General features: G+C 70.0%; 1 protein-coding gene. It reads right to left on the reverse strand.

The features are described from left to right. Positions 1–7: 7 nt before the first annotated feature. On the reverse strand, positions 8–21,919 hold the full coding sequence (locus NV1_RS23600; RefSeq protein WP_067895206.1) for a WXG100-like domain-containing protein: 21,912 nt from the start codon (positions 21,917–21,919) through the stop codon (positions 8–10). Between the last annotated feature and the right edge of the window lie 13 nt (positions 21,920–21,932).

Consider the following 21,932-nt stretch of genomic DNA (forward strand, 5'->3'; position numbering starts at 1 on the left):
CGGACGTTCAACGCGCGAAGATCTGAGCGCGCCGATCCGGATCGGCCAGGACGTCGCGGATGAGCAGGCCCAGATCCGCCTCCTCCGGCGTGGACGGATAGTACAGGTCGCACACCACGACTCCGCCTACCGCGACCGCGAACCGGGTCCGGCTCGAATCGATGCGCTGCCAGTGCGTGGCGACGTCCGATGCGTCCAGATCCACGCCGCGATCGTCCACCCGCAGCGACAGACCGGTTCCGCAGCGGTAGAACACGATTCGCGATCCGCCCAGTTCGCCGTAGACCCCGGCGAGCCCGCCCATGGCGAGTTCGACCGGACGCATGACGCCCGTTACCGGATCGAAGGCGGCGCTCTCCCCCCAGCCGGTATGCGATCGGACGTAGATCTCGGTGTCATTGCCCGGACCGGCGCCGCTGCCGACGCGAGGAATGTAGTTCTTGCGCTTCTTCGATGAATTCGAGGAGCCGCGCGGCGCTGTGCCCGGCAGTCCGGGCGCACCGGGGAAGCCCGGTGTCATCGGGTCCGGGCTGCTGTTCGAATCACTGTGCCGAGACGGTGAATTCGCCCCGTTCGCACCGTTGTGCGTACCGAATCGGTCGGGCAGCGGCACGCCCGGCAGCGAGCCGAACGTATTCGGGCCGGGATATCCGGGCCCGCCGGGTTCCGCGGAGCCCGATCCGCCGGAGTCCCGAGGTGGTCGCGCAGTTCCCGGCGGTACGGCACCGTCCGGTGATCCGGGCGGCTGCGATGGGTTGGTCGATCCCGGAATGTCCGGGATCGACGGAATATTCGGGAGCGAGGGAATATTCGGCAACGACGGCAGACCGGGCCACTGCGGCACCGGGTCCGAAACCTGTCCCGGACACCGCGGACACGGGTTCGGATCGTCCGGGCAATGGTCGTGCGGGCAGTGTTCGTGCTGATCGCACCCCGGCTGCCGATCGCCCGGTTCGGACCCGCGCGGCGGGCTCGGTACGGGCCCCGGCGGCTGCGGCACCCCCGGCCCGTGCGGCCCGGGGCTGTGCGGTCCAGGGCCGTGCGGCTGCGGCGGCTCGGGCGGCTGCGGCGGCTCGGGCGGCTGCCCCGGATCGGGCGGCACCGGCGTCAGGTACGCACCCGGAATATGTTCGGGCGCACCGGGTTCACCCGGCCAGCGGAAGTGATGCCTGATCGGAATTCGCGGCGTGCGCGGCCCGTAATACGGCCACGGCTCGCCACGCCGACCCCCGAGCCCACGGGGGCCGCCTTCATCCGGTGTCCCCGACTGCTGCGAACCCGAGGATTTCGGCGGCGCCGGCGGCTTCCCGGCCCGGTGCCGCTGTGGCTCGGTCGGCGCATCCGGATCGATGACCTTCGGCGATTCGGGCAGCTCTGCGGATTTCGGCGGCTCGGACGTTCGCTCCGACTGTTCCCCGGACTCCGACTCCTCGCGCGGTTCAGCCGCTTTCGCCACTCCGGTGGCCTGTTCGGATACCGATGACTCCGGCCCTTCCGGCTGCCGAACCTCGCGCTGTAGCGGTTGCGTGGGCGCGTCCGGATCGGTCTCCTCGGTAAGACTCGGTGGCGGCTTCTGCTGTGGACGTGCGGATTCCGATTCACCGCTGGACAGTTCACCGGGCCGCGACGCGCTCTCCAGTTGCTCGCGGGTCGGTGGTTCGAGGTCTCGCTCGATGCCCCGGCGCAATCTGGCCAGCGCCTGGTCGAGGTTGTCGGGGTCGGCGGTCTCGGGGGGTTCGCCCAGTCTGCGGGACCATTCCAGGCGTTCGTCACCGGTTGCCGAATCGGCCAGTAGCTCGATCGTTCCGGCACGGATCACCACGGCCAGATCGGGGTCCGCCTGGGTGAGGTGCAGCGCGGTGACGTCCGGGCCCAGCTCGAGCCAGGCGTGCAGTGCGACGTTCCGCAACGCCGCGACCGGATCGTCCGGCAGTTCGTTGTACCAGTCACGCAGCCGGGTCACCTCGATGATGTGCTCGGCCCTGCGCACCTTCGGATGCTTCCAGGAATCGTCCAGCGGCCGCATCTCCACCGCGTACGGAATCCGCGCGAACGGCACCTTCTTATCGCGCGCGAACGGCACCCCGCCACGCTCGGGCGCATCCTGCGGCAGGTCGCGCGGATGGATCAGCTCGCCGTCGCGGACCACGAAATGTTCGGTCAGCGGCGGGCGAATCCACTTGTACCCCAACAGGTCCGCATGCGCCTCGGCATCGTGCCAGGTGACCTTGTCCTCGGTGTCGAGGTAGTGCGCCTCGGCCCAATAGTGTTCCAGCATCACCAGATCCGGCCGCGTCGGCGAGGTCTTGCCCGCGCCGTCGCCGCGACCGGTCAACCGGTTCCAGGCATCGACCACGTGCGGCATCGCATCCATCCGCCGCGTACTCGACCGGTTCTCCGGCGTATTCGCATCGAATACCGACATCACATCGCGCATCATGTGGTTCTTGATGCGCAGCAGCCTTTGTCCCAGTTCCGCTTTCGTCAGCGGCGTGCCGTCGTCGCGGTGGGCCAAGCGCAGGCCGTCCGCGTACCTGACCCCGCCGTCCTCGGGGCGCAGCAGCGGATTGCCCGCCCGCGTCAGCGCGTCGAGGATCTCCCGGACATCGGCGTTGTACTCGTGGTCGATATCGTCGTGTGCGGCCTGCCGGAGTGCCCGGCCCGCAGGGGCATCGGGCTGATCCGGGACGGTCCGGTCGGGTGCGAATTCGTCGTAGCCGCCCTCGGCCCAGGACCGCACCCTCGAATAGCGATCGACCATCCGATCCCACTTCGTCGAGATGAAGTCCACCCGATCGCCCGGCGGCGCGAACTCGGCGACATGGTATCGGGGATGCGGCGGCTGGACCTCCATATCGATCGGCGGGTGGAAGCCGCGGAACGTCCGGATGCTGCGCAGGCCCGGAACGAACCGCAGCACAGGATGATTCTCGTCGAACGGCCCGTTCGGCAGGCCGCGGGTGTGCTCGAGAACCCACCGCCCGATCTCGGGATGGTTGTAGAAACGATCGAGCACCCACGGATGTTTGCGCGCGAGGTTGTAGAGCTGGAACCACCGCTTTCCGATCGTGTACAGCGCACCGTCGAGCGGCATTTCGTGATGCGCGTCCTCGTCCCAGCCGATCGGCGGTTCGGGCTTGGGGCCCGGTCCCTGGGTCGCCCAGAGCATCGCCCGCCCCTCCTCGGACAGGCTCAGAATCTCCTCGTAGCTCATCTCCGGCCAGTGACCGGTGAGCAGCCGCAGCAGACCCGGTTCCACCATGTTCTGGAACGGCTCGGCGGCCATGGCCCCGCTGAATCCGTCCGGCATCTTCTCCTCGTAGGAGCGCGCGGGCAGATGCGATTTGTCCTCACCGCCGAACGGGGCCCAGCCCTTCGGTGGCAGCTGCCAGCCGTCGACCTCCTGCTGCCCGTACTTGTCGAGCTTGGTCCCCAGGGGCAGTCGCGGTTTGTGCGCCCGGAAGCCGTACGCCTCGCCCTCGCGGACGTCGTGCCAGGTCGGCTCGCCGCCCGGAGTCTCCGAACGCCGTTCCCAGAGCACGATTTCCAGCGGCACGGTGGGTTCGCGCCGACGACGGCTCACCTCTGCCGCCTCCCGGTCCCGGCTGGGCGACACGCGCCGATCACCGGTGCCCGGCGCCTCGACTCCCGTTGCCTCGTACAGCATCCGACGCCAGCGCACCGCGCCGGAGAGCGTCACCGGCCGCTCACCGTGCTGGATGATCCGCAACGATTCGACGGGATTTCCGTCCTCGTCGAGTTCGGTGCGCATGCCCTGACGTTCGACGCGCGGCGACGCCAGCTCGGTCACCTGGTGGCCGTTACCGCTCACCTCGGCCGCGACCTGCAGATAGTGGACCGCTGTCTCCGGCCGCTCGAACAGCCGGGCAACGATGTGGTGGCGGCTCAGCGCCGCGGCGAGAGCGCGATCGTGATCCACCCCCGCGGTGAGTTCGTACTCCGAACGGCCCGCGGTCACGACGATCCGTGGCGGACGGCCGCCCGCGCCGTTCTCGTCGGGGACCCGGCCGTGATCGACCCACACATTCTCGGTGACCCGCACCAGATTTCGCGGATCCACGACGTCCTCCGCGGCCGCGCGCCAGGCCCCGCCCATCCCTATCCGGCGGTCGTTGATCCGGTCGATCTCGTTGTCCGCGCGGTCGACCGCCTCCCGGGCATCGGCGAGTTCACGCAGATCCTCGGGCGTCGCCGCGCTCGGATCGGCCTCGTGTCGCTCGCGCAGGCCGAAGTACCGCCGCCGCAGCGGTTTGGTCCGATCGATCGCCGCCTTGTACGCCTCGGCAAGGCGGCCGAGCGAACGATGCGTCTCATCGCTTTCGGAGACATCATGTTTCGCGCCGAGCTGTTCGAGCTGGTGGATGCGCTGATCTATCTCGCGCAGCTGATCACCCAGCTCGTAATACCGTTCGGCGGCCTCGGCGAGTTTGTCGATCGGATCCTGCCGCCGGGTCAACTCCTCCTCGCTGACCTGTTCGCGCGTGGACAAGCTCGGCGTGTCCACGCCCGCGTCCTCGCGGGTGTAACCGACCCGCTCGGAACTCAACCGCGCGACGGTGCCCGGCCAGTCGTCCCGGGACACGTCGTCCGGCGTTACGCCGTCCACGCGAGAGGTCCGGTATTCCAGCTTGGTGCGCCAGAATTCGTGCGCCGCGGCAACTCGGATGCGGCGGTTCACCAACTCGTCGAGTTCGACCTGACTCGGATCGGGTGCGAACTTCGCCTGCGGATCTGGTGTCTCGCCCGGTGATTCAGCGTCCTGGGACTTCTCAACGACCGATACCTCTGTGCTGCTCGGCTTTTCGGCGGTCCCGGACTTCTCGTCACGGCCGGGCTTCGCTGCGGTGTCGGCTTTCTCGCCGCTGCCGGATTCCGCTGCGCTGCCGCGCTTTACGGGCGCGGCGGGCTTTGCGGCCGGGCCGGAGTCCTCGCGCGCGGTGGGTGTTCCGGGACGCTTCGGCTCGATTGCGGCGGCACCCTCGGCCGGTGCCGCGGTCAGGTCGCGGCCCTGTGGTTCGGTCAGGTCGGCCAGCCACACTCGACCCTCGCCGTCGACCCGGATCTGCCGGACGTTCAGCTCACCATCGGCGCCGAGCAGATGTTCGCGGACCGCACGCGACAGCACATGATCCGGATTCGCGGTCGGCACGACGAGGTACAGACCAGCCGGATTTCCCTCGCCCGCGGCGCGCAGCCGAGCCACCGCCGCGGTCTCGTGGTCCGCGCCGACCGGCAGGCCGTCGCGTCCGATCGCGGTATCGCCGTTGTGCCGCAACACGTTCCGCGCGGCCAGCATGGTCAGCTCGGCAGCCTTGCGATCGCGCATCACCACGCCGAGTTCGTGAATGCCCAACCGCTGCAACAGCGCGTTACCGCGCGAGGACACCTCCGCCGCCCGCGCCTCGATGGCGCGTCGCTGATCGAAGAACTCCTCCATCCGATCGGCCGGAATGGTGGTGCGGTCGAAGAACTCGTCGGCCCGCGCACGATGCTCGGCGATCAACTCCCGCACGGCGCGGGCCAGTTCGTGCGGGCTCGCACCGGCCGGTTCGATGTCCAGCCATCGCGCGTGTCGCAGGATGTCGCGGAAGTTCCGGTTCACCGCCTTGTCCATATCGCCGACCTGAACAGCCAACTTGCGCAGAGCTTTCCGGTCCGACCGCGAGCGCGGCACGTATTCGGTCTCCGCACCGGCGCGCCAATCGCCCGGACGCGGTGCGGGCGGGACCTGCGGACGCGGCGCCGGCACGTCGTGGGGACGGTGTTCGGTGAGATGCACCGTACCGTCCGCACCGACTCGTACCTGGTAGTAGACGGTGTCGGCGCCCTGCTCGGCCAGGGCGCGTCGACGTTCGTCATCGATGTGGACGGTCGGATCGCCGGTCTTACCGACGCCGACGAGGCGCCGAGTCTTCCCGTCGGCACCCTCGACCTCACGCGTGTGCGCGACGCCGAACGCGAGCCGCACCTTGCGCACTCCGTCGCCATAGACCTTGGGCCCCTTGCCCCGCGCGCCCGCCTTGGCGTCCATCACCTCGCGCTCGGCCTCGGTCTGGGCTTCGGATTCACGCATCCGCTCGTTCGCCTGCGCGACCCGGAATGCGTTCAGCTGCTCGATCAGCTTGCGCGCACCCTCGATGGTCCGGTTCGTCTCGGCCTGCACTGCCTTGCCGGTCCGGTGCACCAGGGCTTTTCGGTCCAGCTCCGGATCGACGCCGAATTCCCGCGCCAGCTCCCGCAGTCGCGGCATGCGCGTACCCGGTTTCTCCAGCTCCTGGCGCACCGCCGCCTGTCGCCGCGCCGCGGCCCGGGAGTTCTGTTCGGCGTGCTCGCGCAGAATCTCGTCCATCTGGTGGCGAGACGGCTCGTCGATGCCGAGGCCGACCGCGCGGGTGTGGAATTCGGAATCGGTGAGCGCATCGCCGTTGTCGCGCAGATCGGCCAGGTCCGCCACGGCACGGCGCTGCCCGAGCTGATCGGTTCGAATCCGCCGGCGCAGTTCAGCTTCGGTGAGGCCGTCGTGTTCGATTCCGAGTTCGTCCGCGAATTCACGCAGGCGACTCTCGTCCATCCGCCACACCGCTGGGCGTTGCGCGTAATCCTGCTCTGCCAACCTCGCTGCATCGGAAACCTTGTCCTGCAACGCTTCCCGGCGCACCTTGTCCGGCTCGACCCCTGCCGCATGCGCGTCGCGCAGCGCGGCGGCCCAAGCCCGCTCGCGCCGGGCCACGGCCTCGACCAGCGCGCGCAGCGCTTTCTTCAACGGCCGCGTGGTGGGCACATGCCGCTGCTCGGTCTCCTCGCTACTCCACCGGTCATTGCGGGAGGGCTCCGGTTCCGGCTCCGCGGCTTCCCCTTCGGCCCGCGGCGTCGGCCCGTTGCCCGAGCCTCCCGAATCGCCGTCGTGATCGCCCCCCGTGGGCGGCGGCGGAGAATCCGTATCCCCGGTGTCGCGTCCGGGCCCACCGCTCGAATCCGGTCCGGATACCGGCGCGTCCGGTGCGCCGATGCCGTCCGGACCGGACGGATCCAGGCCCAGCGCCTGCATCTCGGCACGCAGTCGCTCCTGCTCCGAGACCGCCGCCCAGAAGTCGTTGGTGACCTTCACCACGGCCCGGGCGAGCGGCCCGTTGATCGCCAGTTGCTCGCGCAGCTCCCGGTGCCGTTCGACGTCACCGGCCGCCTGCGCTGCCTTGACCTCCGCCCGCAGCCGATCCCGGTCCACACCGACCGCGCGAACGGCCGCACGCGCCAGGTCGTTACCGGTCAGCCCGGGATCGATGCCGATCGTCGGGGCGAGCTGACGCAATATCTCATGCGCGGTGCGCTCGGCCTCGCCCGCCGCATCGAGGCGGCGTCGGTACACCTCGTGCGGCTCGGCCGGTACCGCGGCATGCGGCTGTCCGGCCTCCTCGGCCCGCGGCACCACGGTGCCACGCACCCGGATCTGCCCGTCCTCCTCGCGCACCGCGTCCACCCGGATGTGCAACCCACGTCCGAGCAGCAGTCTGGCCGTCTCCAGCCGTCCGCCCGGGGAGAGGTCGGTGCCGCCGACGAACAGCGCGGGTGTGCCCTCCGGCACGGTGAGCTCGAGGTGGAGGTTCGACTCCGGGCGGGCCGACACTCTGCCCAGGAAACCCTGCAGATATCCGGGCACCTCGTACACCGATCCCGGTGTGGTGTCGCCGAACAGCCCGTGCTCCCCCTCGAAGGTGAGCATCGCGGATTCGGGCAGCGGGGCTCGGGTCAGCACCTCGTCCAGTATCGGGGCCGCTTCCGGCGACAACCCGGAACCTCTGCCCGCCAGGAATTCACCGAGCGCCCGGCGTTCCTCGGCGGACAGCCCGTCCAGCACCGAATCCCACACCCGATGAGCGAAGCGCAGCCGCGCGGCGACGGGAGCCACGGAGTGCGGAATAGCCATCCGGACCTGTTGTGCGACATCATCTTTCGGAACCAGTGCACCCGATTTCGCAGGGCCCGAGCCGGATTCGACTTCCGGCTGATCCGCCTCCGCGCGCCGGGCAGCGGCCTCGGCGGCCGACAACTCCGCATCGCGCGATTTCGCCTGCTGCAGTTCATCGGCCAGCTCGCCGGCGCGAATGTCGGCGAGGTGGAACGCCGTAGCCGCGTCCTCGAGCCGCGACACCCGCTCGGAATATTCGTCCACCTGGGTTACGGGCAGCGTGCGCGACCGCAACTCCTCGAACAGGCGCCGGCGCTCGGCTTCCTGTTTCAGGTCGTCGTGCAGCACCTCCTCGATATTCACCCGGACGCCGTCCCCGCGCGCGATCACATCGAACCGAGCGTTCTCCCGGGCCAGGATCATCCGCCGCAATTCGGCTGTCAGCCAATCGATCTCGGCGTGCCGGGCGGCCGGGTCGTGCACCGCGTCGCCCGGCTGCGCGTCGGCGCGGGCCGCGCGCACACCCTCGGAAAGTTCGGCGGCCCGAGCATCGAGGCGATGATAGTCCTCGACGGCCTGGTGCAGCGCGGTCAAGCGGTCCTGGTACGCATCGGTCTCGGGGCCGACGACACGTCGGTGGTTGCGCACCTCCGCGAGCAGATCCTCCAGCGCCATCGGACGTTTCATCTCGTCCGACAGCAGTTCGTCGGTATTCACCGGCACACCCCGCGCCCGCTCGAGCACCTGTTGCCGGGCGTCCACCCGCTCCCGCTCGGCCCGCGCCCAGTCCAGCAGCGCCTGCTCGTGCGCGGCCCGCCGCTGCGCCCGAGCCGCCTCGTCCGGATCGGTGAACGCGAACAGTTGCTGTGCCACCTCGGCGCGCAACCGCTCGGTGAGTTCCTTCGGCGCGGCCGTGGGGTCGCTGTGGTTCAGCAGCGCGGCCCACCGCTCACGCTGCTCCGAAGTCTCCGCGGCGGCGAAGTTCTCGACCGCACCGGCGCGAACCGCGAGTGCCAGCGCGGGATCGTTGCTCAACTCGTGCACGAGCCCGTCGCCGAGCAACACCTGGACCGCCAACTCTCGCAGGGCGGCGACCGGTTCCTGTGGCAACTCCGGGAACCGTTCGCGCACACCGGTTTCGGCGAGAATCCGGGCGGCACGGCGAGGCGCGGGCGGCAGCCAGTCCTGCTCCGGCGCCATCGGTTCCACCGCGTAGGGCAGCGCCGCCACCGGCAGTGTGCGATCGCTCAGCAGCGGAATCCGCTTGTCGGTGAACGGGAACGTCCGCCGCCGCAGCGGGCGATTCGCGGGCAGTTCCTCGGGGTAGTACAGCCGCCCGCGCCGGCGCACCAACCGACCACTCAATCGGCGGCGGTTGGTATCCCAGTCGTGGCCCAGGCTCGCGGCGTGCTCGTCGGCCTCGTGCCAGGTGGCCTTGGGGTGCGTGCGCAGGTAGTCCGCCTCGGCGTGGGCGTCCTCGAGCAGCAGCAGATCCTCCGGATACGGCCGGGTGCGGCCGTCGCGATCGCCGATCCCAGTCAGCCGCAGCCACGCATCGGCCACGTGCGCAAGCCGGTCGTACGGCTTCTCGATCAGCCTGCCCTCCGGGCTGGCCGGATCCTGCACGCGCATCTCGTTGATCATCAGATGCCGCTTGATCAGCAGGATTTCGGCGGTGAGCTGCTCGTGCGTGAGCGGGATACCGTCCGCGTGCCGCGCGAAGCCGAGCAACTCGGCGAAGACCGCGCCGCCGTCGCCGCGACGCAACAGCGGGTCACGCGGGGTGGTCAGCTGGTCGACGATCCGCTGCACATCCGAATTCGCTTCGTCGTCGGCGAATTCGCCGATGACGCGATCGGCCCAGGCCTGTACCTGCGCCCAGTTCGCGACATCGCGCTCCCAGAAGCGCGCTTGCGCCGGATCGAGTTCACTCGCCGGCCCGTGCTCGGCCTCGGTCCAATTCAGGTGCGGCGGTTGCAGATCCAGCCGCGGCGCCTTCCAACCGCGATAGCCCCGATAGCTGCGGACGATCGGAATCTTGCGCAGGAAAGGATGATCCGGGTCGAACGGCCCGTCCGGCAACCAGTACCGGTTGCGCCGCCGACTGCCGAGTTCGGGATTCTTGTGGAAGTGCTCGATGATCCAGGGCAGCTTGCGCACGCCCTCGCCGATCTGAATCCACCGCTTGCCGATGGTGTAGAGCGCGTCGTGCAGGGGCAGATCGTGGTGTTGCTCCTCGTTCCAGCCGGGCGGGGCCTCCATACCCGGCCCCGGGCCCTGAAGCCAGAACGCCTCGGCGCGGCCGTCCGGATTCAGGCTCTCCAGCTCTTCGTAGCTCATCTCCGGCCAGTAGCCGTAGATCTCGTGAATCAGCCACGGCTCCACCATGTTCTGGAACGGCTCGACCGCGACCGCGCCGCTGAACCCGTCGGGCATCTTCTCGTCGTAGGAGCGTGCGCGCAGATGCGACTTGTCCTCGCCGCCGAACGGGGCCCAGCCCTTCGGCGGCAGCCGCCAGCCGTCCAGCTCCTTCTGCCAGATCTTGTTCAGTTTCACGCCGGACTCGAGCTTCGGCTGGTAGGCGCGGTAACCGCGGGCCTCGCCCTCGCGGGTGCTGTGCCAGTTGCCCTCGGCGTCGCGCCACCGCATCAGCGTCTCCGGCGGCAACGCGTGGCGGGCGAACGGCTCGAGTTCGGCCGCGTGCCGATCCTGCTCCGGTGTCCGCCACCGGGTCTCCGAGCCGGCCGGAATGCCGGTGACCTCGTCGATGATCCGCCGCCAGGCGACCGGGTCGGTCACCGGCAGGGCCCGCGAGCGCGGATTGCGCGGGCCCATGGTGGCGCGCTGCAACTCGGGCGAGTCGAGCTGGATGTTCGTGATCCGTAGCTGAGCGTCGGCGGTCACCCGCAGGTAGTCGACCGTGGTATCCGACCGCTCCAGCAACCGCGCCAGATAGTGGTGGTGGGCCAGTGCGTCGGCGAGGGCGGCATCGTGCGCGGTGGCATCGAGCCTGCCGTACTCGGCCCGACCGGCGACGACGATGATCCGCCCACCGTGGAATCCGCCCCGCCCGTCGGGCACCCCGCGGTCGAACCACACATTGGCGTTGATCTGCCGCAGCCGTTTGCCCGGCTCGTCCGGTGCGACGGCCGCCGCACGCCAATGCGCCTTCGCCGCGTCGGCCCACGCGCCGGTCGCCGCGGCGTGCTGATCGTTGAGCCGGTCGATCTCGGTATCGGCGCGGTCCACCGCCTCCTGCGCCTCGGTGAGCTCGCGCAATCGCTGCGGATCGCCGGCGGTGGGATCGTCGTCGCGCCGCGCCTGGATCAGCCGGGCCTCCAGTTCATCTCGCAAGCGGCGCAACGGTTTTGCCGCGTCGACGGCGGCCTTGTGCCGATCGGCGAGTTGCACCTGCAGGTCGTCGAACGCCGCAGCGTGCGCCGGATCATAGGTGGCGCCCTGGCGCACCAGCGCGTCGATATCCTCGTCGATCTGCTGGATCTTGTCGCTCAGCTCGTAGTAGTTGCGCGCGGCCTGGGCCAGCTTGTCGACCGGATCACGGCGGCGGGCCAGTTCGGCGGGGCCGAGCTGTTCCGGCTCGCCGGGCGAAACATAGTCCAGCCCTTGGTATTCCGCGGTGTACCCGGTCGTCTCGCCGCTCAGTCGGCGTACCGTCTCCGCCCAGGCGCTCCGGGAGATGTCGGCATTGGGGAACTTTCCGGCCCTGCCCGCCAACTTGTTCCGCCACCGTTCCTGGGCGGCGACCTTCGCCGTGCGCCGGCGGACGAGTTGATCGAGCCGGTGCTGCGCGTCCTCGGGTGAGAGCGCCGCCGGCTCCTCGACCGGAGCCTCGGGGATTTCCGGGGCATCCGGCTCCGGCTTCTCGGAGATCGCCTTCGGCGCCGGCTCTGCGATCGGTTCCGGGGCGGGCGCGACCGGGCCACCCTCGGGTTCCCGCAGTTCACGGGTCCACACCCGCCCCCGCTCGTCCACGCGCACCTGCTGGAAGAGGAACTCGCCGTTACCCACCAGCGCGCGCCGGAGGGCCGGATCCAGAATGTGGTCCGGATGAGCCGCGGGTGCGACCACGACCAGGCGGTTCGCACCGTCCGCCGAGGTGATCAGCCGGGCCACCTCCTGCCCGGGATGCGCCGGACGCCCGTCCCGGCCGATCGGTACGCCGCCGTGCGCGGCCAGGACGCGCCGGGCGGCCAGCACCGCCGTATCGGCGGTCTTCAGATCACGCGGCCGGACGTAGTTGTTGTCGTGATCGGCCAGTCGCAACAACAGCTCGTCGCCGATCTCCTGGGCCGCCTGCGCCTGGTCCTCCAGCCGGTTGCGCTCGGCCACCAGCGCCGAATGCTCCCTGGGCGACACGTCGTCGGTGCGGTCCCACGCCTCCTCGGCGCGGGTGCGGAATTCGGCGACCTTCGCTCGCGTGGCGGCCTCGAGTTCGCGCGGGCTGAGCTGCCAGGCCGCATCGATGTCCAAGGTCTCGGCGAGGTCCAGCAATCCGGTGTAGTTCTCGTCCGCCGCACTGGTCAGCCGTCGGATGTCGTAGGCGAGCTGGCGCAGGTTCCGCCGGACCTTGCCCCGCTCGGGCACGAACCGCCGCTCGTCGCCGTGCGGGGTCCAGTCGCCCGGTCGAGCGCCGGGACCGAGCCGCTCGACCGGCGCGGGCGGCGGCCGGTGCGCACCGACCCGCACGACGCCGTGCTCGTCGATCGAGACACGGAAGTACATGGCGTCCTGGAAACCCTGGGCGGCGCGCCGCCGACGCTGGGCGGCAGGCAGATGTGTCTCGGGGTCCGCGGCCGCGCCCACGCCGACGTACCGGCCGCGGGCGCCCACCGCGCCCGGAACGGTGAGGGTGTGCCCGTCACCGTGGCGCGCGTGGCCGGCAGTGGTGCCGATGATCCGCGGACTGCGATCGGATGCGCCGGTCCGGTGATAGAGGATCTCGTGCTCGGCCGCGGCCTGCGCCTCCGAGCGCCGCACCGACTCGTTGGCGACGGCCACCCGGAACCGATCGAATTCCGCGAGCACCGGGGCCCCGCGTTCCCGTGCTGCCGATGTGCGCCGACCGATCTCCGCGCGCAGCGCCCGCTCCACGTCGGCATCGGCCCGGCCCGCCGGATCGATGCCGTATTCGCGCGCCAGCTCGTGCAGGCGTTCGGTGCTGATCGGCGCGCCCGAGGACGGGTCGCGGTGACTCGGACCGCTGCGACTGTCGCGATGGGTGCCGGACAGTTCCCGGACCGCCTGCCCGCCCCGCTCCTCGATCGCGCCGATCCGATCACGGAGGGCCTGTTCGACCATGAAATCGGTGACTCGCACGCCCAGCTCCCGCGCCCGCTGTTCGAGCTCCGCCGGCGGCGCACTGCGCGCCTCCCCGGCGAGTCCGCGCAACGCCGAGACCGCGGCAGCGGCCGCGGCTCGTTCCGCCTCGGCGATCAGGATGCGCCGACGCAGCTCGGCGGCGTTCGCCGAACCGGGTACCAGGCCGAGCGCGTCGGCTCGCAACCGCAACTCGGCCAGGCTCTGCCCGCGCGAATCCGGTTGTCGCAGATCGTGTTCATGGTCCTTTTCGGCCCGGTCCGCCTTCGCGCCGAGCTGCCCGCTCAGCACCTCGCGGCGCACCTGGTCGGGATCGATGCCCAGCTCCCGAACCCGGGATACGGCCTGCGCCCAGGCCCGAGCGCGGGCATCGGCGGCGCGGGTCAGGGCACGCAACGCTCGGCGGGTCCGTGCGGTGAGCGGCCGGTGTTCCTGCGGCGCGCTGTGCTCGGTCCAGCCCTCCGGACGCAGCGAATCCGGCTCGGGCGTTGCCTCCAATGCGGCCAATTCGCCTTCGAGTCGGGCGATCTCGTCGACGACCTCCTGGTGGTCCAGCGACAACCGTTCCAGCGCAACGATTTCCGCGGCGCGCCGGGCGTACTCGCCGGGCGCTGCGGCGCGGGCGCGCAGCTGCTCGACGGTGTGGTCGAGATTCTCCGGCCGCAGCGCTGCCCATCCGCCGCTCGGATCGACGAGCAGGTGCGCCGCCAGCAGGTTACGTTGATTGCGCAGCTCCGCCAGTCGCGCAACGGCTTCGGTGTGCTCGGCCAGCTTCCGGCCGTGCACCGCGAGTTGTTCCGGTGTCAGGTAGGCGGTCCGCTGCGCAAGGCTCGGCTGCCGGTGACCCGCCTGCGACGGCCCGGGGTCCGGCGCACCCGCGGCGAGTGCTCCCGGATGCCGTGGCGGTGCGATGCCGCCCGACCCAGCGTCCGTACCGTCCGAATGCCGGTACGGATGATCCGGATCCACATCCGCCGCGACGAGCCCATTCAGCACGGCCATCCGGAAATCCGCGAAGTCGCCCCGCCGATGAGCGTCGAGCTGTTCCAGGACGATGTTGCTGCGCACCTCCCCGAAGCTCTGGTCCCGGCCCGCGGCATCGGTGGGCGGTTCCGCGCCGATGCCGACCCCGGGCAACACCTGGTCGGTCATCGCGGGCACGTCCCAGCCGAACGCGTCCGGGCGAGCGTCCTGGAATGTCTTCAGCCACTCCACAACTCGCTGTGCGGAGTCGAGATCGCGGACGTAGATCACGATGCGGTCGTCGCGTAGCCGGTGCGGACCGGCCACCTTCATGGAATGGATTCCCGGGAAATCGCCCGGAGCGTCGAGGATCTCGTGCACGATGCCCGCGGCCAGATCCGGAGCCCCCTCGTTACTGGCGTTCACGTACACGCGGTACCCGACGTCCTCGGGATCCAGTGGCTCGGAATGGCGGAAGAAGTGCGCGAAGCTGACGTCCTCGGGCGCCCAGACGTCCGCGTTGTCCGGCTCCAGGACGCCGACGTCCTGGAGCACCGCGAGTTGCCCGCCCGGAGCGCGCTCGCCGAGAATCCGAACCAGCCCGTCCAGGTAGGCGTGCGGATCCTCGACCGCCCCCGTGACCCGGCCCGAATACAGGCGATAGACGTCGTTGTACGACCGCATCGAATCGCGGCGATCCCAGACACGTCGCAGGAATTCGTCCAGGCTCTCCCGCGACAACGACGGCGGAACGAGGCCGTTGCGGCGGTAGGACAATTCCCGCACCGCCAGCAGGACTTCGAACGGCGTACCCGGACCCAACCTCGTGTGCAGTTCGGCCAAGGTTCGCGGCCGGTCGAACACCTCCGGGAGCCGGTCCAGCACCCGACGCACCTCGGTGGCGGGGTCGAGCGCGGGGCGATGCGGTCGCGCCGAATTCGCCACCCGGCTCCGGGCCACGGTAAGTGCGTCGCCGAGGCGATCGGCTTCCGTTCGGGCAGCGTGGAATTCGTGCGCCGCGTCCGCCAGCTCCCGAACGTCCCGTAGCCATTGCCCAGCGAGATCCGAACGTTTGGTGCGGCTCTGCAGATATTCGATGGTCTCGTCCAGGGTCCGCACGTATCCCGGGTCCTGCGGATCGGTCGGCTCGCCGGGTGCGCGACGCGGGCGCAGCTCCGCGTCGGACAGGCGGATACCGGTGGGCGCGCTCGGAGGTTCGCGGCCCGGCCCCGCCTGGTCGATACGTTCGCGGGCCGCGGTCAGCTTCGCCTGCGCCGCACCGAGGCGCGTGATCGCGTGCGCGTGGTCCTGTTCCAGCTGATCGGCCACGGCCTGCCGGGCCGGTACGCCGTCCGGTCGCACGTCGACGTCGCCGCGGATGGCGTCGGTGAGTTCGCGGCCGGCCCGCGCGGCCGCGGCGTCGGCCTTCCACTGCTGACGCGCCGCGGCGGCCAGGTCGTCGACCGCGCTGTGCCAGGCATCGGCCAGATCGGCGCGCTTGGTGCGGCTGTAGAGGTAGTCGAGCGTCTCCGCCAGCGTCCTGGCGTACTCCGGGTGATCCGGATCGGCCGGCTCACCCGGCAGCCTGCGCGGGCGCAGTTCGTGGGGCGTGATACCGACCGTGCCGCCGCGAGCGGGCCCCTCCGGGCCGCGACCGAGCCGGTTCACCCGCTGCCGGGCGGCCTCGACGGCCGCGTGCGCCGCGATTCGCGAGCGTTCGGCGGCGTCGCGGACCCCCACCAGGCGCTCCACCTCGGCCGCGGCACTGGACTGACCGATCCGCGACTGCGTGGCGGACGATCGCATGACGTACCGCACGATCCACCGCAGCGGGTGCATCGGATGGCCCTTCCTGTCGAAAAGCACCGCGTGGGTATTGCGGAGTTCGACCGGCACCGTCGGCGGATAGCCCTGCACCGTGCCGGTGGACGGATCCCGCACCACGATCCGGCCGTGCTCATTCACCAGCACGTAGGCGTGCGCACCGGGCTGCCGCCTCGACGAGTCGGCGTATTCGTCGACGACGAGCGCGATCGCGCCGTTTCCCTTCTTGCGCAACATGGCGGCGATCGCGTCGTGACCACCGGGGAACTTGCGGAGTCGGCCGCCGGCGGCCAGTTGGAGCTCCCGCCTGGTGACCCCCTCCGAACCCACCTCACGATCGAAGGGCCGGATGAATCTGCTACCGGTCAGCTCGCGAATCAGCTTCAGCGCCAGCGGGGCACACCTACCACGGTTCGTATTCTGCTGCGGCGCTCGAGCTCTCGTCTCCGGTGTGGCTTCATCCGATTGTCGCGCGGTCGGTTTCGAGGTGGAACCGTCGGAGTTCGGCACTCGCCTCGATCGGGCCTCCGACGCGGCGACCGGATGCCCGGACGTCACGACGGCAACCGGGCCGGTATCCGAATCCGTTCTCGCCGAATTCTTTTCAGCGTCCCGGTGGGAGTCCACCACCTCTTCGCCGGAACGATTCGGCAAACGATCCTGTGCCGCGACAGGTTCGGCCGCCACCTTCGCCTCCGGCGCGACATCCGACTCCATCGCGCGTTCGGCCACCGACCCGGCCATCTGTCCCACTCGGATATCGCCGGTCGAGTCCCCTTCCCGGGCAACCGGACTCCCTCGATCCGCACCGCTCCCCGCCCGACTACCGGAGTCCGGGATTCGCTCAGCCCCGGAATCCGCCACACGCCCTGGCCGATCCCCCCGAGATGGATCGGCGACCACGGTATCCGGGGTATCCATTCGCGGCACAGCGGTTTCGGGATCACCGAACCGCTCGCCGTCGACCCGCTCATCCGCATCGTCGACCGGAACGATCCCGCGCGCAGGCAATCCTTGTCGACCGGTGCCCACCGCAGGCGTCGAATCACCCTCCACAGCAGGATTGTTCGCGGCATCATCCGCACGAGCCGGATCCCCCGCCGCATCGCTCACGCCACCGTCCGCAGCCGACGGCGGTGTTCGCTCCGCCACCGGCGACTGCTCACCGTCAGCCGCGGGTGACCGCTCCCCACTCGCCGCAGGCGAATGTTCGGCAGTCGAGTCAGCCGAATGTTCGATCACCGCAGGCGAATTCTCACCACTCGCCGCAGGCGAACGATCGCCGGACACGGCGGGTGGATGCTCGGCAGCCGACGCGGCCGAACGATCACCGGACACCGCGGGCGAACGCTCACCGCCCGCAACGTGCGAACCCTCACCGGCCGGCGCGGGCGAACGATCGGCAGCCACCGCGGGCGAACGCTCACCCGTGGCGGGCGGATTTTCCTCAGCACCCGCAGGCGGGCGCTCACCAGGTTCGGCCCCCACTCCCCTCTCATGCGTCGGCATGGGTGCGCTGCCGGCGCCGGGCGGGGCGCGGGTCAGGCCCAGGCGCGCGGCGGCGGCGTCCTGCAGCGGCTCGACCATGTCCCGGAGCTGCTGTTCCGCGGCGACGCGCATATCGTTCGCCGGCGCGACGAGGCCGTCCGCGTCGTGGGAGCCGATCGACCGCGAGTATCGGACGACCACATGTTGGACTTCCGGATTCGCGCTCAAAGCGTAGAGGTCGTCCTCGGGCGAGGTGTAATACTGCACGGTGCCGCGCTGCCCGGCCCGCGCGGCCCGGTTCTCGGCCTGGATGTCGATATCGTGCGAGGTGCCGGAGTGGCCGGTGACGATGACGTGCAGGCCGCCCCTCGCGTTCATGTCCTTCCCGATCGGGATGTCCACACCGCGCGCGCCCTGCATGTTGATGATGAGGATCTTGCCCTCTCTGCCCGCCTCGTCGAAGATCTCCTGCAACCGCGCCTCGGCGTGCACACCTTGCTCGGCTACCCAGGTGGCATCGACCGCGACGTGCTCGACCGCGGTACCATCGGTGAGTTCCGTTACGCGAGTGGACAATTCGCCGACGATGTCGTTGCGGTGCGCCAGGATGAGCTGCGGCCGACCCGACTCGTGATTATCGACGATGTCCTTGGCGATCCGGTCCAGCTTCGTGGCCTCGTCGGGCGATACGTCATCCGCGCCGTGGATCAGCTTGGACGCCTCGTGCCGCGGAATCTCCGTGACGCCGATCCCGTAATCGTGCTGCAGCGGCCCGGAAACGCCTTCCGCCGTGCCCGAGGCGCCGGTCTTGGCCTCGTAGTGGTCGTTGATCAGCTCCTTCGCGCTCAGCTCGTTGGTGCTGCCCGGATCGTCGCGGATCCGCAGTCCGTGCTCGGCCTCGATGGCCTGTGCGAGGCCGCCGTTCCAGCGACTCTCGGTCGAGGTCTCCGGATCGAACATCACCTTGTGGGTGGTCTGATCGATGATCAGCACCCGACCGTCGGCGATGATGAAATGGACCTTGTTCCGGTACTCCCACTTGGCCGCCGCGGCCATGTTCAACCGGCGAAGCTCCTGCTCGGACAGCTCGCGACCGAGCGATTCCTCGAGCTTGGCCCGACCCTGCTCGGTCAGCACGGCGGGGCCGCCCTTCTGACCGGGTTGCCGGCCGAAATCGGCCTCGGTCAGCACGCGGTGACCCGAATCATCCTCGGCCAGACTGTTATCGAGCATGTCGCGCGCCCCGACCACCTCTTCCACCACATGCGGCGGCGCACTCTCGCCGGCGCCCTCGGACAGGATGTAGGTGGTGTTCGCGTGCACGAGCGCCTCGTCGATCTCATCGATGGCGACGCGCTTTCCGGGCGGAATATTGCCGCGCAGATGACCGAAGCCGACATCCTCCATGGTGCCGATGTAGATCGTGGGCCGGCCCTCGGCGGGCTCGGTGTAGGCATGGTCCGCATCCATCCGCACGATGTCGAAACCCATGTTGCCCAATGTCTTCAGATACCGATCGACCTCACGATTGGCCAGATTGTCGCGCGTGGTCAGCACCTGGACCGCGCCGTGCTCCACCGCATCGATGGTGGCGCCGGCCAGGAACACGAACGACTTGCCCTCGCCGGCGTCCATGTTGATCGCGCCGTCCCGGATCGCAAGAGTCGCCATGACCTGCGTTTCGCGCAGCACGATATCGCCGTCCGGTGAGGCCTGCCGGATCGCCTCGATCACCGCGGCGAGCTTGTCGGCCTCCGAACCCGATTCCAGCTCGTGCCGCAAGGCATCCGGTGCGGCATCCTTCAACTGCAGATGTTCCGGGATATCCGGGTCGGTTCTGGCGTGGTAGTAGTCCAGCGCCGCCTTCCCCGCCGCCCGGTACGCCTTCGTCAACTCCTCGCCGCGGACGCCCTGGGCATGCGCGGTCTGCGCGGCGGCCACCAGTTCGTCGGTCGCCTCGTGCAGTACCTCCGCGTGATCGGCCAGCGCGGCGTGGTACTCGTCCCGGGCGGCGTCCGGCTCGCCGTGCGGACGCGAGGTCGAATCGTCGCCCGATCCGTGATCGGGGTGCGCGGCATCGTGCGCCTGCTGCGCCCGCTGAAGAGCCTGCCGCGCCTCGTCGACGCGACGTTGCGATTCGTCCATCCGCTCGCGCTGCCGCTGCTGTTCGGCCGCGGCGCGGTCCTCGGCCTCGGCGATCTGTCTCCCGGACCGTTCGGGAGGTGTCGCGGCCTTGTCGCCGTCGCGGGCGGGCGCCGAATCATTCTGCGCTCGTTCGGAATCACGTTCACCCGACGTCCGGCCGCTGTCGTGCGCCGCACCGCCGCGCGCCCGGACCGGCGGCTGGTGCTCGCCTGCCTCGGCCTCACCCGAACGTGCCCGCTCCTGCGCTCCCGCCCCATCCGAGCCGCGAGAACGTTCCGAAACAGGCTGTGCCGCAGCCTCTTTACCGCCCTCGACCTCGGGCGAACGTCCGGCCGGAGCGGCCTCGGCCGTTCGCGACGCCCGCACTCCCGATTCGGCGCCCGGACGCGCACCGTCCGCACCGGCCCGTGCGCGCGGAGCGTCGCTCGACGGAGTCCGCGATCCGGGCGAGTCGCCGACCCTACTGGCGTTCCGGCCCTCCGGACGGCTCGTACCCTCGGTGCCCGCAGCTGCGCCGGAACGCGCGGAGGACGCGTTCGCGGCGGGTGCGCGGGCGTCGCCCACCGGGGAGGATTGCGCCGGTGTGGACCGGACGTCACCGGGCGCGGCCGGGCCCGAACGGGAACTCTCCCCGCCGACCGGGGCGTCCGCCCGCGCAGCGGGCGTCGTGGACGCACCCGAGGGGTCCGACGTCACCGGCGCCGACGTCGTCGTGGCGTTGCCGCCCGCCTCGACCGGCGGGGCGGCGCCATCGGATTCCGTTCGCGTACCGGCGATTCCGTCCGAATCGCGCTGCGACTGCGATACCGCGGCGGATTCGCTGTGCGAGACCGCATCCCCACCGGTTCGCCCGCCCGCCTCGGAAACATCGCCGTCGGAACCGGTCGAACGAACCCCGTTCGCATCGGAATGCACACCGGCACCGGGTGTTTCGGTCGCCGAACGCGGCGACTGGGAGGTCGTCTGCTCCGGGCGCGCGGTCTCGCTCCCGCCACCCGACTGGTGGTTGCCGTCGACCGACTGCGAGGTCCCGGCCGCGCGAACCGGCGTATCACTGGGCGAATCCACGGCTGCGGCACGGCTGTTCGGCAATTGCCGACCGGCGCTCTGATCGCCGCCGCCACCGTGCTCCTGGACGGGAGTACCGGTGCGCTCACCGGGCACACCCGAATCGTTCACCACGAGTGGCGTACTGCCGTCCGGCACGTTCATGTCCCGTGCGGCGCCGATGTACATATCCGGCGCAGTCGGCGTCTTCCAGAAGCTGCTGTTGGTGTAATACCGGTCCGCCAGAGCGTGATTCGCGCCGGACAGCATGCCGCCCGCCGCACCCGCGGTGAACATCCGCCAGTCCACGTGGGTGTTCTTCAGATCGTCGACCGCGGTGTCCCACCCCTTGGTCATGGCGTCCACCGCGAATTGGGTAGGCACCGACGCGGCGAAGGCGCCCACGGAATTGACCGCGCCGGAGAGAGTTCCGGCCACGATCCGGGCGCCCCTGGTCCCCAGCGAATTCACCAGCGCCTTGTCCAGCGCCTCGGCCGTGGGACCGCCCACCGCGCTGCCCGCCGCACCGGCCACACCCGAGACGATCGTCTCCCCCCAGTTGATCCCGTTGCGATGCCCCTCGAACACCTGGAACTGCTGAATCGCGTAGTCCTGCAACGCACCGAGCAATCCGCCGATCATCACGTGCCGCAGCAGGAATTTCGCCATGCGCGCGCCGATCAAGCCGGCGAGTTTCTCTTCCATCGCGGCCAGCGCCTCGCGCATCATCATCCGCACCCCGACCCGGGTTGCGACGATGATCCCGGCCTCCTCCGCCGGTGCGGTCGGGGGGAAGATCCACACCGACGCGATCTCCGCGGCCGTCACCACCAGCGTCGTGTAGAACATCAGCTTGGTGTACTGGATCTGCGTACCGCCGCCATCGACCGATTCGGCGACCTGATCGAAGAAGTCGGCCAGATCGGGCAGCGAATTCTTCTCCGCCCCCGAGTCGCGCAGGATCGCGTCGAAGGCCTTGGCCATCGAGTCCGATCCGGTGCCCTCGGGATAGGCGGCCAGGGTCGCGCTCTTGGCCGCCTCGACATCGTGGACGATATCGCGCAAACCCGCTGCGGCGGTGCGCCAATCGCCCGCCATGGCCCACATCTCGTCCTCGTTGCCGTGCGGCCACTCCATACCGACGGCGGCGCCCAGCCACTCCAGCCAGGACGGAAATTCCATCGGCATCGGGCTACCCCGC

The sequence above is a fragment of the Nocardia vaccinii NBRC 15922 genome (assembly GCF_001613305.1).
Classification (GTDB): domain Bacteria; phylum Actinomycetota; class Actinomycetes; order Mycobacteriales; family Mycobacteriaceae; genus Nocardia; species Nocardia vaccinii.